The sequence below is a fragment of the Thalassospira lucentensis genome (assembly GCF_001613805.1).
In the GTDB taxonomy this organism is placed as follows: Bacteria; Pseudomonadota; Alphaproteobacteria; order Rhodospirillales; family Thalassospiraceae; genus Thalassospira; species Thalassospira lucentensis_A.
Map to the genome: position 1 here is coordinate 492630 of NZ_LPVY01000005.1, position 16655 is coordinate 509284.

Here is a 16655-nt window from a genome sequence, read left to right on the forward strand (position 1 = left end):
CTTGCGATGGAGACGGGTGCCCGGTAATCCAGACGGATCATTCGAAAGAAACGGGCGACGCCGATGTCATTTGCCGCACTTGCGATTTTTTCCGGCTGCTTCCTGATCGGCTCGATGTTGCTGACCTGGGCGGTGTTGCTTTATCTGCGGCGCAAGGCGATTCTTGATATGCCCAATCATCGTTCCAGTCACGCGGTGCCAACCCCGCGCGGTGGTGGATTGGCCGTGACGCCGCTTTTGGTGTTCATGGTCGGAGCGGTTTTTGTATGGTCGGGGAATGCTGATCTGCCTCAATGGGTCATGCTCGCCGCGGCTGCGGCGCTTGGCATGTTAAGCTGGTTTGATGATCGACATGATCTGTCGCCCGCTATTCGTTTTGCCTGTCAGTTCGTTGCCGTGATCGTCGGTGTGTTCGCGATTGACAGTCCTGTCCTGCAAGGGTTGGTGCCAATGTGGCTGGATCGTATTCTGGTCGTTCTGGCTTGGGTCTGGTTCCTTAATCTGTTCAATTTCATGGACGGGATTGACGGCATTACCGGGGTAGAAGCGGGTTCGATCGGACTGGGTATCTTTATTCTCGCACTTTTGGCTCCATTACCCGAATTTGTTGATCTTGGTTATATCGGGCTTGGCGTTCTGTCTATTATGACCGGTTTCCTGATCTGGAACTGGCACCCTGCGAAGCTGTTCTTGGGAGATGTCGGGTCCGTACCGCTGGGGTTCGTTCTGGGTTGGCTATTGCTGGAACTTGCTGCACGCGGGGCGTGGATGCCAGCATTGATCCTGCCGTCATACTATCTGCTGGACGCGACTTTCACCCTTATCAAGCGGGGGCTTCGTGGCGAGAAGGTCTGGCAGGCACATCGCGAGCATTTCTATCAGCAGGCCACCCGGCGCGGTATGAGCCATGCACGGGTTTCGGCCCTGATTGCACTGGCAAATCTGGCGCTTATCATCGTTATTTTTGTCCCGATGGATATCGTGGTATGGCTGCGTTTGATTCCTGCTGCGATGATACTGGCATTACTGATCGCGGAATTGGTGTTTTTGCCTGTCAGGGGTACGGAGCCGAAATAGTGTGAAAGCTATGCTCGTTCGGATAGCTTGACTTGTCACAGGCCGGACGCGAAAAGAAAATCCGTGCTCGTACCAAAGGGTTGCGGGTATTATGAACCACACAAGAATTCCGGTAAGGGACCGCATGTCGCGTTTATTTCAGCGTAGCCATATTGCCTTTGTCCATGACGTGATGATGGCGGCCATTTCGTTACCCGCAGCATTATATCTGCGGGTCGGCGATGGTGTGGTTTTTTACAATCCGCAAAACATCCTGTTTTCGGTATCGGTTTTTACCGTCATCGCCGCAATGACATTCTGGGTTTTCGGACTTTACCGTGGCATCTGGCGCTATGCATCACTGAACGATCTCATGCGGATTGCCAAGGCGGTAACGGTTGCTGTTGGTGTCCTGTTTTTGGTGCTGTTCCTTACCGCAAGGCTTGACTGGTTGCCACGATCAACGCCGATTATTCAATGGTTCCTGTTGATGGCGATGCTTGGCGGGTCAAGGCTGATTTACCGGGTTGCGAAGGATAAGACGACCGCTCGTGCCATGGTGCGACAGGGAACCCATCGTGTGCCGGTTCTTTTGATCGGAGCCGGAGACGAGGCCGAGGCATTTATCCGTGAAACGTTTCGATCTGCGAACACCCCGTTTGACGTTATCGGTATTGTTTCCCTGACCGATAGCCGTGTCGGGCGGAATATGCATGGCATTGATGTGCTGGCGACCGCAGACAAGCTCGAAGAAACTTTGGGCAAGCTTGCAAAAAGCAAACGTGGTTTGCCGCGCCGTCTGGTTTTAACCGGCGACGCATTGCGTCATGCCGACATCACCAAATGGGTCGAAATTGCGGATCAGAACGGCATGACCCTGGCGCGCTTGCCAAAGCTGAGTGACTTGCGTGAGGGGCTTGCCGATCCGCTGCAAATTCGCCCGGTTGCGATTGAAGATTTGCTGGGACGGCCGCAGGCCCGACTTGATCGTGACAAGGTTCGCCAGATGATTGTCGGACGGCGGGTTCTGGTGACAGGCGCTGGTGGCTCAATCGGATCGGAGCTTGTGCGACAGATTGCGGCCTATGGCCCTGCAAATATTACCTTGCTGGATGCGGGTGAATATAATCTATATGCCATTGATATGGAGATGGCGGAAAAATATCCTGACCTTCCCCGCGAAAGTATTCTCGGTGATGTGCGTGATCGCCTCAGGATTGATCAGGTTTTTGCGGCCCAACAGCCGGAAATCGTTTTCCACGCAGCAGCCTACAAACATGTGCCGTTGGTTGAGCATAACCCGAATGAAGGCATTCTGACCAACACGCTTGGGACCCGTAACGTTGCCGAGGCGTGTCGTGCTGCTGGTGTTGAAACCATGGTTCTGATTTCAACAGATAAGGCCGTAAACCCTGCCAATGTCATGGGGGCGTCAAAACGTCTGGCAGAATGTTATTGTCAGGCGCTTGAAACTCTTCCGTCGGATCAGCGGGGTGGGACACGATTTGTCACCGTGCGGTTTGGCAATGTTCTGGGGTCGACAGGGTCGGTGGTGCCCTTGTTCCGTCGTCAGCTTGAGGCTGGTGGTCCGCTGACCGTGACACATGAGGGCATCACGCGATACTTCATGACGATTGCCGAAGCGGTCGAGCTTGTTTTGCAGGCTGCCGAACTTGGCAAACATGGTGTTACAGAGGGTGGCAAGATTTTCGTTCTCGATATGGGACGACCGGTAAAGATCATCGATCTGGCGCGTCAAATGATCCTGCTGTCGGGGCTGCGGCCAGGCAAGGACATTGATATCAAGGTCACAGGCCTGCGCCCGGGCGAGAAGCTTTATGAAGAACTGTTCCATGATGGTGAGCCGCCGGAGCCGACTGAAACCGATGGGGTTATGCTGGCCGCACCGCGTGTTGTTGATTATGCCCTGATCAAGCAGGTGTTCGATGAGCTCGGCGAGAGTGCTGCAAACCGTGATACGCACAAGACTCTGGAATTGATGAGCCGTCTTGTTCCGGAATTTCAACCGCCTGAGATTGGTGTGAAATCCTTCTTTGCCAAGAGTGAACCTGAAAAGCTGGATAAAGCAGCAAGCGGTCAGTGATCTGACAGTGGCCCCTGGCGCTGACATCTGCGCAGTCCGGCCTGCGGCCATGCAACATTTCGGGGTCCACATTTTGGCGCGTGCGTGATAAAGCTCCGCGCGAAACATGGTTCGGACTCATTGATCATGTGTCGGCCTGAATGAAAATCAGCGATTTTCACTCATCATAAAGCCGATTGCCCGCAAACGTCATTACCCCGTATGCACCAACAGCAATACGGAGTAGGCCGATATATCATCAATGGGTCCGGGGCCTTCATCATTGACGATGTATTGAAAGCGAACCCGATGACTGCTCGTATTGCGCGCGCGCTGATCTCCGTTTCCGACAAGACCGGTCTGGTCGAATTTGCCAAATCCCTTCATGAACAGGGTGTTGAAATCCTGTCCACCGGTGGTTCTGCCAAGGCCATCGAAGCTGCTGGTATTCCTGTAAAGGAAGTTGCCGATCACACCGGTTTTCCCGAAATCATGGACGGTCGCGTCAAGACTCTTCATCCGAAGATTCACGGCGGCCTTCTGGGCCGCCGTTCTCTTTCCAGCCACATGAAGGCGATGGAAGATAACGACATTTCGCCGATCGATCTGGTGTGTGTGAACCTTTATCCGTTCGAGGAAACTGTTGCCAAGGGTGCCGATTTCGATACCTGCATCGAAAACATCGATATCGGTGGACCGAGCATGATCCGTTCGGCAGCAAAGAACCATGAATCGGTTACGGTTGTTGTCGATCCGTCTGATTACGACCGCGTTGTTGCCGAAATGAAAGACAATGCAGGTGCCACGACGGCTGAAACCCGCCGCGTTCTGGCCGCCAAGGCTTTTGCCCGCACGGGGGCCTATGATTCGGCCATTTCAAGCTGGTTTGCCGGTGAGCTTGGTGAAACCTTCCCGCAGCGCCTGAATGTTTCTGGCGAACTGAAACAGACCCTGCGTTACGGTGAAAACCCCCATCAGCAGGCTGCGTTCTACACCAACGGCAAGAACCGCCCGGGCGTTGCCACCGCAACCCAGCTTCAGGGTAAGGAACTGTCGTTCAATAACCTGAATGATACGGATGCAGCGTTCGAGCTGGTATCCGAGTTTGATGAAAAACCGGCTGTTGCCATCATCAAGCACGCCAATCCGTGCGGTGTTGCCGAGGGGACAACCCTGATTGAAGCCTATAACAAGGCGCTGTCCTGTGACCCGGTTTCGGCCTTTGGTGGCATCATCGCGGTTAACCGTACCCTTGATAAGGCCACTGCCGAAGAAATCGCCAAGCTGTTTGCGGAAGTCGTGATTTGCCCGGATGCCGATGACGCGGCCAAGGAAGTTCTGGCAACCAAGAAAAACCTGCGTCTTCTGGTGACCGGCGGCATGGCCGACCCGGAAGGCGAAGACATGACGCTTCGTTCGCTGGCCGGTGGTTATCTGCTTCAGAACCGTGATGCCGGTCGTGTAAAGCGTGACGAGCTTAAAGTCGTCACCAAGCGCAAGCCGACCGAGGCAGAGCTTGATGATCTTCTGTTTGCTTTCCGAGTTGGCAAGCACGTCAAATCAAACGCCATTGTCTATGTCAAAGACGGCAAGACCGTTGGTGTTGGTGCCGGGCAAATGAGCCGCGTTGACAGTTCACGGATTGCGGCATGGAAAGCCGAAGAAGCCGGTAAAAATGCGGGTGAAGGCGAACTGCGCACCATGGGCTCGGTGGTTTCGTCTGATGCGTTCTTCCCGTTTGCCGATGGCCTTCTGGCGGCGGTCAAGGCCGGGGCAACTGCCGTGATCCAGCCGGGTGGCTCGATGCGTGACGAAGAAGTCATTGCCGCAGCCGATGAGCATGACATTGCCATGGTCTTTACCGGCATGCGTCATTTCCGTCACTGATCCGAACCCGGACAGTCACAAGACAAAGGCCGCAGACAATTTTGTCTGCGGCCTTTTATGTTCGGCTATGTTCAGCGATTAGGCTTTACAATCAGACTACTGGTGACGGTTGATTCCGATTTTTACCAGCGGTTTCCGTGTCTGCCGGATCGGGATTGTCTATGATTGCGCCATCCTGCCTGATCGCGGCGGGTTCTTTTGGTTTGTGCGGATCAGATGAAGGCTCATTATTGTGAACGCGTATGGGTGCACGCCAGTCAATACTGCCAAATGAATGACAGGACGGGCAGGTAACGGCCCATTTGTCTGTTTCCGCACCGCATGCACCACACCGCCAACCCGGATCAGGATTGGCATGGCTTGCCTTTACCAGCAATTCACGGGCCTTGGTGGCATCTTTCTTTTCGCGGAATTCCAGATCGGCTAACATCCGATAATGACGTGCCTGTGCCTTTTGGGCGATGGCCTTTTCCAGATTGTTGCGTGCCATACCCCACAAATCGGCATCAAGGGCGGCCTCGGCAATCAAAAGCTGGCTTTCCACATGGTCAGGATTGGTTGCAATCAGCTTTTCGACGCCTTTGACCTTGGTCAGGGCATCTCCGGAAAGGTTGGTCAGATAAATTTTGCCAAGTGCGGCTGATGGTGATGTATGCCAGCTTTGCAGGGCAATCTCGCGAGCCTTTGCAACCTGATCAATGTCAGCATAAAGCTGTGCCAGCAGAACCGCAGCACCGGTAAAGTCAGGACGGGCATTCAACGCCTTGCGAAGAAGTTTGACAGCTTCCGCATTTTCACCGCTGGCTATTGCGTCTTCGGCCTTGGCGGTAATCAGAAGCGCACGGCGACGGGTCAGTTCATCTTCGTTGAAGATACCCGCCTTTTGAGCATCAACCAGAAGCGTCAATGCCCGATCCCAGCGTTTGGCCCCAAGTAAAAGATCAAATAATGTTATCAGAACGGACGGATTGCGCGGGCGCAGGCGGTGAGCGCGTTCCGCGTAATCAAGTGCAGCCGATCGATTACCGGACTTGAGTGACAGTTGGAGCAATCCCCGCAATCCGAAGAAGGCAGAATCCGGCTTTTCCAGCATGGCTTCAAACTGACGCTTGGCGGCATCATTGTTGCCGTCGAGTTCTGCTGCCTGCGCTGTCAGAAGGCGGGTCAGGGTGTCATCTTCAAGATACCTGTCAACTGCACGGGTATGTTTTAGCGCCTGTCGCACGTCGCCCGATGCCAGTTCGAGCAATCCCATGGTCAGGGCCTGCTGACCCTTCTTCCGGCGTCGGCTGCCCAGAATGCGGCCCAGCCAGTTTGGTGAATTTGCAATTGCCGACCAGCAGCGCCAGAGAATGACCAAAAGCCCTGTCAGCGCCAGCAGGCCAAGAGCAACCATGCCGATAGATCCATCAAACCGGTAGCCCAACCATACAATCGTCATGGTGCCGGGGTTATTGGCAAACCAGACGGTACAGGTAACGAGAATGATGGTGATCAGAATAAACAGGCCAAGACGTATCATTGGCTATCCCCCGTGCTGAGGGACTCATCGCCTGTCAGAAGATTGATCGCATGAGCACTGAGTGTGGCAATTGCGCTGTTCAGAAGCTGACGGTTTTTGGCGTCTTCCAACCATTCAGCAATAGCGGTTTTTGCGTTTTCGCCTTCGACACCATCCAGAGCGGCAATAGCCGCATCAAGATCGTCGTTTTCAAGGGCCGTCTCGGCAGTCACCAGACGTCCATCAAGTGAAGCTTCGCCAGCGACATCAACACGTCGAACAGGGATCAGTTTTTTGATATTTGCCCAGGTCGCGGCAAGAATACTGCCGGAATGGTCATCGCTTGCGGCTTGTACCGCTTGTTGTGCCATTGCAGGGAAGGATTGGCGCAGTTTTTCAATTGTCGGTGCGCCATGGTCTGCAAGTGGTTTTAATGCAGCAATCTGTTCCGCAATAACCGGATCATCGGATCCGCTGCGTTCCAGTTGGTTAAGTGCAACCATGAACGGCCCACCGCGTTGCAATGCATCGCGAAGGAGCGTGACGGCCATGGCAATAGCCTGCCCGCGGCTTTCAACACGGAGCCCGGCGGTTGCACGAACTTCTTCTTCCATGGTGGACAGGCGGGCGGAAAGGTCACGCATTTCGGCGGCAACGCCGGAAAGTTCGGATTCAACCCTTGCCAGTTCCTCAATCGGGGCGGTGCGGGTTTCAATTTCTGCCATACGGCGTGCGACCGTATTGTTCAGCGTATCGCCCCGCTCATTGTTAAGCCGTTCGCGCAGCGCATTGATCGTGCCCTCAAGACGCGAAAGCCGTTCGGTCAAACCAGAATCAACAACAACCGTACCTTCGTTCGTATCTGACGAGTTGCCGGTATCGGTCAAAGGCACGTTTTCGGCCTGCTGCGTCAGACTGTCTTCTTTGCCAATCATCGCGTCGTCCCGTTCAGGGGAGCCGGGCGATGATGATGCTGAAGTATCCGTACCGTTCTCAACCGACGTGGATGGAGACGTGCTATCGGCTGCCGGTTCGTTTGTAGTTGCAGCAGGTGCGGGTTCCGCCATGCCTTCCGGAGTGATTTGGGAAAGAATTTCGGTCGGAACATACTGGTTCAATACGGGTTCCGCATCACGCCACCAAAGGGCGCGTGTGAGCCACCCGATTACCAGCGCACCGGCAATAATCAGCACAAACAAAAGAATGGCGCTGCCGCCCCGCTTTTTCGCAGCCGGTCTGGCTCTGTCCGAAACATTTTTATCAGAAGCCGACTTTTGGTTCATACCCGGCTTGATCTCAGGCTTTGTACCTGACGGGTTGCCGTCTGATTTTGTTTTGTCGGTTTTCGTGGTGCCGCTTGCATCAGTATTAGAAGCAAAGGCAGGCTTCGCATTCTCTGTTGCATTGGGGCTCGTTTCCGATTTCTGATCGTCAGAATTTTTGGCAAGGTTTGCATTGCCTTTACTGTCGATCGAAATGGTTCCGGACGAGTCGGCTTTTGTCTCGGCCGGTTTTGCGGAAGCGTCGGTTTTTGGCGTTTCTGGTTTTTTCACGGTCGGACCATTGCAGTTTGCGGTTGTTCCGAGACACCACAGGGCGCGGAAAATCAGGCGAATGCGTTCTCTAGTGCCGAAAGAAGGTATTCCTGTGTCGGGTGTTTTGCCACTTCTGTCTTATGCCATGTAAGGACGCCAAGGCGATCTTTCACTGCTTCGCTAAGACAAATTGCACTTGTACCGACCAGATCTTTTTCCAGCTTGTATCTTTCTATCAGCTTAACAAAGCTTATGGCCGTGCGGGGAGAGAAAAATAACACCGCATCAATATGATGCGCAGAGATCGCGGTTATCACATCGTCGGGCAGATGATCGGATGGAATGGCATCATAGAGGGTTTGGCGGCGAATATTGAAGCCACGGTCTTGCAAAAGTGAACCAAGATCACCTGCAACCTTGCGGGCCGCCGGATGGAAAAGATCCCCTTTTGTCGGGTCAATTTGATCACCAATCAATCGCGCCAGATCTTCGATATCACCATCTGCGCTGTGGATGTCGCCAAAACCGGCCTGGCGCGCCATACGTGCGGTGGCATCGCCAACACACAGCACCGGATAATGTCGTGCGTCGCATTGTTTTGCAAAGGCACGTACCCCGTTGGCCGAGGTAAAGATCAAGGCTTGCACGCCGACAAGATCCAGACCGTCTGCATGCGGTGGAAACTCAATGCGCAACATGGGGGCTGAAAGCAGGCGATAGCCGTGCGCCAGTAACGCGGCTTCAAGTTCCTGCGAGTCGGTTTCCGGTCGGGTATTCAGGATCAATGGCCCCATATCATCCCCGTCTATGGTCCTGAAAGCGTGTGGCGCAACTAGACCGAAATAAAGTCCGGCCCGCCACGTTCTTTGAGCTCGTTACCCGCATCGGTTCCGGCGTCTGCAGCACTTGCGATGTCCGGATCATCAATCAGCCGTTCGGTATCAAGCCGTTCGCTGCCGTCTGGTCGAACAATGCTAACCCGCAAACGCATCGTGCCATCCGGCAGATATTCGGCAAGGGCCGCAATAGGCGTACGACATGATCCGTCCAGCGCACGCAACGCAGCACGTTCTGCCGCGACGCGGATGGCAGAAGCCGGGCAGTTCAATGCCGAAAGCCAGTCAAGCGTCTGATTATCATTTTCCCTTATGGTAATGCCGATCGCACCTTGGGCAACCGCAGGCAACATGTCGTCTTCCGAAATCGGGGCGGTTGCGACTTCCGGCCGGCCAAGCCGGTTCAACCCGGCCATCGCGAGCAGCGTGGCATCCACCTGTCCTTCTTCAAGCTTGCGAAGACGGGTCTGGACATTGCCGCGGAACGTCACGACCTTGAGGTCGGGATATTTGTTCAGGATCATGGCCTGACGGCGCAGAGATGCCGATCCGATCACCGATCCGGCGGGCATTTCAGCAAAGCTTTTGTATTTCAGCGAGATAAAGGCATCGCGTACGTCTTCGCGCGGCAGGATCGTTGGCAAAATCATGCCATCGGGCAGCACAGTCGGGACATCTTTCATGCTGTGGACAGCAAGATCAATCTCGCCGCCCATCAGGGCATCATCGATTTCCTTGGTGAATAATCCCTTGCCGCCGATTTCCGACAAGGCGCGATCAAGAATTTTGTCGCCGGTTGTGGTGATAACGGTAATGGCAATCGCGCCTTCGGCTGCGAGCTCGGGATGTGCCTTCGCAAGTTTGTCCCGGACTTCATGCGCCTGCGCTATTGCCAGCGGAGAGCCACGAGTACCGATGCGAAGTTTTGCAGTGTCAGATATGTTTGTCATGAGGCCGAGTTGTAGTGATAAAATCGGTTGAAAACAAGGGTCGTGGCATGTGTGACGTTCCACGAACAGCACCGGATTATCACGGCGAATAACCCTGTTTCATTGACTTATGTGGTAGTGTTTTCGTTCTAGCGTCTTTCTTGCATGGGCCCATTGCATTGCCTTGGGGTGGAAAGCGGCCGCTGTTTGGGCTACATGACTGTCACAATTGTTGCCAATCAGGACGCGTCAGTCGGGACGCGACACATTGCCGGATCTGCATGACATGATCGTACTGGGTATCGAAACAAGCTGTGATGAAACGGCTGCGGCTGTCGTGAATGACAGGCGCGAAATTCTGTCCAACAGGGTTCTTTCACAACTTGACGATCATCGTCCGTATGGTGGGGTTGTTCCGGAAATTGCGGCACGGGCGCATCTTGAACATCTTGATCGTCTTGTGGCCGAAGCCATGGATGATGCCGGGATCGATTTTGCCGATCTTGATGCGGTGGCCTGTACGGGCGGCCCCGGTCTGATTGGTGGCGTTATGGTGGGCGCCATGACTGCCAAGGGGATTGCCTTTGCCGCGCAGAAGCCGTTTCTGGCGGTCAATCATCTCGAAGGTCATGCACTTACAGTGCGCCTTACGGATGATGTTGCATTTCCATACTTGCTGTTGCTGGTTTCAGGCGGCCATTGTCAGGTCCTGATCGTTGAAGGTGTTGGCCAATACAAACGAATTGGTACCACCATTGATGACGCGGTGGGCGAGGCATTCGACAAAACCGCAAAAATGATGGGACTTGGTTATCCGGGCGGACCTGCGCTTGAGAAAACGGCGGAAGCCGGAAATCCGGATCGTTTCGGTCTGCCGCGCCCGTTGCGCGGTCGTCCGGGCTGTGATTTTTCGTTTTCGGGTTTGAAGACTGCGGTCCGCACCTATCTGGACGGGTTTCCTGTCGAACAGCAGACTGCTGAAGTCAAAGCTGATTTGGCGGCATCGTTCCAGCGGGCAGTCGGTGATACGCTTATTGACCGCACGCGAAATGCGATTTTCGAGTTCATGCGTGATTATCCGACAGGTAAAACTCTGGTGCTTGCCGGCGGGGTTGCCGCGAACAAGTATTTGCGGACGCGTTTGACGGAACTGACCGATCAGGCAGGCATGACATTGGTGGCACCCCCATTGGAATTATGCACCGACAATGCAGCGATGATTGCATGGGCCGGGCTGGAACGTTTTCGTTTGGGGCAGCATGATGATCTTGATTTCAAACCGCGTCCGCGTTGGCCGCTTGATCCGGAGGCACCAAAACGTCCGGGTGCGGGCGTGAAGGCCTGATTTTTTCCAAACGCCAAACTGTTCGAATATTTATCATCGGGGTCGAAAAGAACTATGTCGGATAAGCGCATAACGGTAGTCGGCGGGGGTGCGTGGGGTACTGCGCTGGCCATTCAGGCTGTGCGGGCGGGCGCTGATGTTGAGCTTGTTTTGCGTGACCTTGCCTTGGCAGAACGGATCGACACTTCTGGTGAAAATGACGTTTACCTGCCCGGCATAAAGCTTCCCGAAGCATTAAGGGCAACAGTTGCAATTGATGGATTGCGAGAGTCAAACGCTGTTCTTCTGGTTACACCGGCACAGCATCTTCGAAGCACCTTATCAAAGCTGGCACCCCATTGGCCCGAAACGCTTCCTGCCATTATTTGCGCCAAGGGGATCGAAAAAAAGACCGGTGCGCTTATGGCGCAGGTTGTGAACGAAACACTTGGCGATGTTCCGGTCGCGGTTCTGTCTGGGCCAACATTTGCCCAGGAAGTTGCGAAAGGTCTGCCCGCGGCGATTACACTTGCCTGTTCAGACAGGAATTTGGGCAAGGATCTGGTGGAATTGATCGGTACGTCAGCGTTTCGGCCCTATTTCAGTACCGATGTTGTTGGTGTCGAAGTTGCGGGGGCTATCAAAAACGTTCTGGCGATTGCAAGCGGCGTCGTCGCCGGGCTTGAGCTTGGTGACAATGCGCGCGCAGCCCTGATTACCCGTGGCCTTGCCGAAATGTCACGATTGGCGGTGGCGATGGGGGGGCGGATTGAAACCATGATGGGGCTGGCAGGACTTGGTGATCTGACGCTGACCTGTACCGGTACGTTGTCGCGCAATTACACCTTCGGGTTTGCCCTTGGTCAGGGCAGCAAGGCCGAGGATATTCTGGCCGAACGTCGTTCTGTGACCGAAGGTGTGCATACTGCCGCGTCAATTACAGCCGTTGCGTCGAAATACGGTATTGAAATGCCGATCTGCAGTGCCGTGGATCAGGTGGCCAACCATGATGCGGACCTGCGCAGCACGATCAACGCATTGTTGCAGCGACCGTTTCGTGATGAGCTTGAAACCGGAAAATAATCCGGTCACATCCACGCTATCAGCTTTTGTTCGGCTTGAGCCTTGGGGCAGGTTCTGTCAATTTACCGGTATCAAAACCAATTTTGACAGGGAACGCTGCCATGCATTTTTACATTCGTTGTGTCGACAAACCGGGTCATCTTGCCGTTCGCAAAGCGAACCGGGACGCGCATCTTGCCTATATCAAGGACGGTTTCGCCGACAGGATCGTTGCAGCCGGTCCGACGCTTGATCCCGATCTTGAAGGCATGAATGGCTCCGTCTTCATTATCGAATTTGACACACAGGCCGAGGCCGAAGAATTTGCCGCCAACGATCCATACGGCAAGGCAGGTCTGTTTGAATCAGTGATTATTCGTCCGTTTAAAAAGGTATTCTGATCCATGGCGCATTGGCTGATCAAAACCGAGCCGGGAAGCTGGTCGTGGGACGATCAGGTCAAGAAGGGTGTCGAAGGATGGGACGGGGTTCGGAACCATCAGGCGGCAAAGAACCTTAAGACAATGCAGATCGGTGATCTGGCGTTTTTCTATCACTCGGTGAATGAAAAACGGATTGTCGGCATTGTCGAAGTGGTCCGCGAAGCCTATCCCGATCCAACTGACGCCACGGGCAAATTTGTTCAGGTTGATTTCAAGACCGTCAAACCGGTACCAAATCCGGTGACGCTTGCCGATATCAAAGCTGATCCGCGATTTGCCGAATTGCCGTTGCTCAGACAATCCCGCTTGTCGGTCATGCCGATAGATGATGCATCCTGGAAAGCGATTTGCGAAATGGGTGGTGTTTCGGCATGACGGTCGCGTTGCCGCCACCCGGAACAGTGTTATGCGAGCTTTCCGATCTGGATGCGACCGGGGCCAAGGGCATATCGCTTGACGGAAATGCAGGCCGGGCCGGGATTTTTGTCGTGCGCGACGGCGCAGGGGTTTTCGGCTACGTCAACAGTTGCCCCCATATTGGTGTGCCGCTTGAACTTGAGCCTGATGAATTCATCAGTGATCTTCACAATGAAATCATCTGCTCGACACATGGTGCGCGTTTCAATCTTGAAGACGGCCTTTGTGTCGCCGGCCCCTGCGAGGGGGATATGCTGGAACCCGTCGCCGTAAAGATTGAGAACGAGAAAGTCGTTCTGGTCTGAAATTCTGCGTCATGGTGACGGTCCTAGCCGACCGTCACCTTTTCGATAATCTCATCAAGATGTTTGGTGATGACATCAAGCTGATCCGGTTCGGACAGGCGGTGATCACCGGTTTTGATCAAATCTACGCGGACATCTTTGGAAACCAGTGCATCTGTCAGACGAATTGAGGTCTGCCATGGGACATCTGGGTCCTGCATGCCTTGGATCAGCCGCACCGGGCATTCAAGTTTGATCGGGTTTCGCAAAAGGAGCTGATTTCTGCCGTCTTCGATCAGGGCATGCGTGATCGTATAAGGATCGTCACCATACTCGGTCGGCTCTATTAGTGCGCCGTTTTCGACGATGTCGGATTTCTGGGCATCGGTGAATTGCGCCCACATAAGGTCTTCGGTGAAGTCGGGGGCGGCCGCAATGCCAACAAGTCCGGCGATGCGTTCTTTCCGGGCCAGTGCCGCCAACAGCATGATCCAGCCACCCATTGACGACCCGACCAGAATAAGTGGACCCGTGGTGATTTCGTCAATAATGGCAATGGCATCGCGTGCCCACTGTCCAATGGTTCCGTCTTTGAACATGCCTGCCGATTGTCCGTGACCCGAATAGTCAAAGCGGGTATAAGCCAGCCCCTGCTGTACGCAATGGGCCTCAAGATGGGTGGCCTTTGTGCCGGTCATATCGGACATGAAGCCCCCCAGAAACAGAACGCCAGGCTTTTGTTGGCCTTGTACTTCTGTCAGCTTGCCGGGAGTCGCATGGTATGCGATTTTTAATCCGTCAGGCCGCTCGAGATACTGAGGCGTCGGCATGTCATTTGTCATCCGGGAAGGGTATCCTTGGGTGTTAGTGGTTGGAATTGCATGAGCGCGTCAGAAATCAAGACCCAGTCAGTTTATCGTCCGGAACAGCAGGCGCAAGGTGCGGATTATCGCCCGGCGGTGATTCTGCAAGTTCTGCCGGAACTTGATACCGGTGGTGTGGAGCGCGGTACGGTTGATATCGCGCGTGCCATTGTCGATGGGGGTGGTGTTGCGCTGGTCGCCTCGCAGGGCGGGCGGCTTGAGCGCGAGCTTGACCGGTTTGGTGCCCGTCATATCACCTTGCCACTGAAGTCAAAAAACCTATTTACCATGCGCCGTAATATTGATGCGCTGGTTGATCTTATTCGTGCCGAGGGCGTTGATATTATTCATGCGCGTTCGCGTGCGCCAGCCTGGAGTGCCTATTTCGCCGCGCGCAAGGCTGGCATTCCGTTCGTCACGACATTCCACGGCACTTATTCCGGTTACAACAACCTGTTCAAGAAGCGCTATAATGCGATCATGACGATGGGCGATCAGGTCATCGCCATTTCCAATCACATCGCAGACCATATTCGCAAATTTTATAAAATGGATTCTGCGCGCCTGAATATTGTGCCGCGCGGAACAAATACAGACTTGTTCAACCCGGAGAATGTCAGTCAGGAACGCCTGATTGCACTGTCAAATCAGTGGCGTTTGACCGGTGAAGAATATGTCATCATGCTGCCGGGACGCATTACGCGCTGGAAAGGGCATTGTTTCCTGATCAAGGCGTTGCCCGCAGTATTCGAGGCACTTGGCCATCGGAACGTGCGTTGCCTGATGGTCGGTTCCGATCAGGGGCGCACGGCTTACCGTGATGAAGTGCTGGCTTTGACCAAGAAGCTTGGCCTTGAGGATATCGTGCATATTGTTGAACACTGTGCCGATATGCCCGCTGCCTACATGTTGGCGGATGTCGTGGCATGTCCCTCAATCGAGCCCGAGGCCTTTGGCCGAATTCCATCCGAAGCCCAGGCAATGGGGCGTCCGGTTGTCTCGACGGCCCATGGTGGCGCGATGGAGACCGTTTTGCCCGGTGAAACCGGCTGGCTGGTTACGCCAAATCAAGTTGATCAATTGTCTGTTGCATTGGTGCAGATATTGCGACTGACGCCAGAAAAACGTGCCGCTTTGGCGCAAAAAGGTCGCAGACACGTTATAGAAAACTACTCGCTGACCCAGATGGCAGAGAAAACGCTGGCGGTTTATGAAAAGGCGCTGAAAGGCGCAATCAGGAACGCTGCATGACAGAAACGATCACTTCGGACATGCCGCAAGATGCTGAAATTGTTGCGGGTGTGATGCCCGATGCCAAGCAGGAACGCATCCTCGTCATCAAGCTTTCTGCCCTGGGAGATATCATTCTTGCCATGGGGGCCTTCGCCGCGATCCGGGCGGCGCATCCACGCGCGCATATAACGGTGCTGACGACCCGGCTTTATGTCGATCTGATAAAATCGACGGGCTATTTTGATGCGATTGCGATTGATCGGCGTCCAAAGCTTTATCAGGTGCGTGAGGTTCTCGCACTGCGCCGATTCTTGCGAAACGGGAATTTTGACCGGGTCTATGATCTGCAAACATCGGATCGTAGCGGATTCTATTATCGTTTGTTCTGGCCGGGTAAGGCACCCGAATGGTCGGGGATTGCGCGGGGATGTTCGCATCCGCACGATAACCCGGATCGTGACAGCCTGCATACCATTGATCGGCTGGCAGATCAGCTGCACCGTTCCGGGATTGAAAACGTGCCGCCGCCGTTTATTGCCGGATCGGATATCGATCTGGAACGATTTGGCGTTCGAAGCCCGTTTGTTCTTATTTGTCCTGGCGGTGCCCCGCACCGTCCTGACAAGCGGTGGCCTGCCGAGCGGTTCGGTTTGCTGGCAAAAAAGATTGCCGACTATCGTCTGACGCCGGTGCTGATCGGGACTGATAAGGAAGCCGACGTTCTGAGCAAAATTGACAGCATGTGTCCCAAGGCACGAAACCTGATGGGGCGCACCGGGTTTCTCGATATTGCAGGGCTGGCGGCACGATCCGTTCTGGCGATCGGAAATGACACCGGACCGATGCATATTGCCGCCGCCGCCGGGGCACCTTCTATTGTCCTGTTTTCACGCGACTCAGATCCGAAAAAGAGCGCGCCACGTGGAACAACTGACAATGCTGTCAGTATCGTACGTGAAAATGATTTGCGGGAATTGACAGTTAACCGGGTGATGGATGAGGTGCGTCATCGCCTTGATCTTGTCGATTAATATCGCGGTTTCTGCCATCTCGTTCGTCTGTCATTGTGTTCAGCAGGCAGCAAGGCTTTGAATACTGTTGCAGAAGGCTAAAATCATTGCTTTCTGACTGCGGCCCGATATGCTAGGCAAAGGTCCGTTTCACAGTATGCATGACGGGACGTGCGGCCCGGCGACTTTCTG

General features: G+C 54.3%; 16 protein-coding genes. 11 read left to right on the forward strand and 5 right to left on the reverse strand.

Going from position 1 to position 16655, the window contains the following annotated elements:
* Positions 1-63: 63 nt before the first annotated feature.
* The 3 genes from AUP42_RS07585 (at position 64) to purH (ending at position 5026) form a co-directional block, all read left to right on the forward strand.
* Positions 64-1077, forward strand: a complete 1014-nt coding sequence (locus tag AUP42_RS07585; RefSeq protein WP_062950410.1) for an MraY family glycosyltransferase — start codon at positions 64-66, stop codon at positions 1075-1077.
* Positions 1078-1201: 124 nt separating this feature from the next.
* On the forward strand, positions 1202-3160 hold the full coding sequence (locus AUP42_RS07590; protein ID WP_062950412.1) for a polysaccharide biosynthesis protein: 1959 nt from the start codon (positions 1202-1204) through the stop codon (positions 3158-3160).
* Positions 3161-3448: 288 nt separating this feature from the next.
* Positions 3449-5026, forward strand: coding sequence for a bifunctional phosphoribosylaminoimidazolecarboxamide formyltransferase/IMP cyclohydrolase (gene purH / locus AUP42_RS07595; RefSeq protein ID WP_062950595.1), 1578 nt, complete (start codon positions 3449-3451; stop codon positions 5024-5026).
* Between the two features lie 91 nt (positions 5027-5117).
* Here purH and AUP42_RS07600 read toward each other — a convergent pair whose 3' ends face one another.
* Entirely contained in the window at positions 5118-6548 is a 1431-nt protein-coding gene (locus tag AUP42_RS07600) for a heme biosynthesis protein HemY (protein WP_062950414.1), read from the reverse strand.
* Positions 6545-7720: a COG4223 family protein gene (locus AUP42_RS07605; protein ID WP_231858194.1), complete on the reverse strand. Its 1176-nt coding sequence runs from the start codon at positions 7718-7720 to the stop codon at positions 6545-6547. Before AUP42_RS07605 ends, AUP42_RS07600 begins: the two co-directional genes overlap by 4 nt.
* A 10-nt stretch (positions 7721-7730) precedes the next feature.
* Here AUP42_RS07605 and AUP42_RS21870 point away from each other — a divergent pair, with 10 nt between their 5' ends.
* Positions 7731-7955 carry a hypothetical protein gene (locus tag AUP42_RS21870; protein WP_231858191.1) on the forward strand — a complete coding sequence of 75 codons (225 nt, stop codon included), beginning with the start codon at positions 7731-7733 and terminating at the stop codon, positions 7953-7955.
* 178 nt (positions 7956-8133) lie between these two features.
* Here the strand turns inward: AUP42_RS21870 and AUP42_RS07610 are convergent, their stop codons facing one another.
* A complete protein-coding gene (locus tag AUP42_RS07610) occupies positions 8134-8856 on the reverse strand; it encodes a uroporphyrinogen-III synthase (RefSeq protein WP_062950418.1) in 723 nt (240 codons plus the stop codon).
* A 38-nt stretch (positions 8857-8894) separates the two neighbouring features.
* Entirely contained in the window at positions 8895-9848 is a 954-nt protein-coding gene (gene hemC / locus AUP42_RS07615; protein ID WP_062950420.1) for a hydroxymethylbilane synthase, read from the reverse strand.
* 265 nt (positions 9849-10113) lie between these two features.
* On the opposite strand from hemC, the gene tsaD reads away from it, so the two are divergent.
* The 5 genes from tsaD to AUP42_RS07640 all read left to right on the forward strand — a co-directional run bounded on the left by tsaD (position 10114) and on the right by AUP42_RS07640 (position 13378).
* Entirely contained in the window at positions 10114-11172 is a 1059-nt protein-coding gene (tsaD, locus tag AUP42_RS07620; RefSeq protein ID WP_062950422.1) for a tRNA (adenosine(37)-N6)-threonylcarbamoyltransferase complex transferase subunit TsaD, read from the forward strand.
* Positions 11173-11226: 54 nt separating this feature from the next.
* On the forward strand, positions 11227-12234 hold the full coding sequence (locus AUP42_RS07625; protein ID WP_062950424.1) for an NAD(P)H-dependent glycerol-3-phosphate dehydrogenase: 1008 nt from the start codon (positions 11227-11229) through the stop codon (positions 12232-12234).
* Between the two features lie 101 nt (positions 12235-12335).
* Positions 12336-12614 (forward strand): YciI family protein, encoded by a 279-nt coding sequence (locus AUP42_RS07630; protein WP_062950426.1) that lies wholly within the window; start codon positions 12336-12338, stop codon positions 12612-12614.
* 3 nt (positions 12615-12617) lie between these two features.
* A complete protein-coding gene (locus AUP42_RS07635) occupies positions 12618-13031 on the forward strand; it encodes an EVE domain-containing protein (RefSeq protein ID WP_062950428.1) in 414 nt (137 codons plus the stop codon).
* Positions 13028-13378 carry a Rieske (2Fe-2S) protein gene (locus AUP42_RS07640; RefSeq protein ID WP_062950430.1) on the forward strand — a complete coding sequence of 117 codons (351 nt, stop codon included), beginning with the start codon at positions 13028-13030 and terminating at the stop codon, positions 13376-13378. The genes AUP42_RS07635 and AUP42_RS07640 overlap by 4 nt, the downstream gene beginning before the upstream one ends.
* Positions 13379-13401: 23 nt before the next feature.
* On the opposite strand, the gene AUP42_RS07645 is transcribed toward AUP42_RS07640, so the two are convergent.
* Entirely contained in the window at positions 13402-14064 is a 663-nt protein-coding gene (locus tag AUP42_RS07645; RefSeq protein ID WP_197468253.1) for an alpha/beta hydrolase, read from the reverse strand.
* Between the two features lie 174 nt (positions 14065-14238).
* Here AUP42_RS07645 and AUP42_RS07650 point away from each other — a divergent pair, with 174 nt between their 5' ends.
* On the forward strand, positions 14239-15471 hold the full coding sequence (locus tag AUP42_RS07650) for a glycosyltransferase family 4 protein (protein WP_062950434.1): 1233 nt from the start codon (positions 14239-14241) through the stop codon (positions 15469-15471).
* Entirely contained in the window at positions 15468-16484 is a 1017-nt protein-coding gene (locus tag AUP42_RS07655) for a glycosyltransferase family 9 protein (RefSeq protein ID WP_097051715.1), read from the forward strand. Before AUP42_RS07650 ends, AUP42_RS07655 begins: the two co-directional genes overlap by 4 nt.
* The last annotated feature ends 171 nt before the right edge of the window (positions 16485-16655 follow it).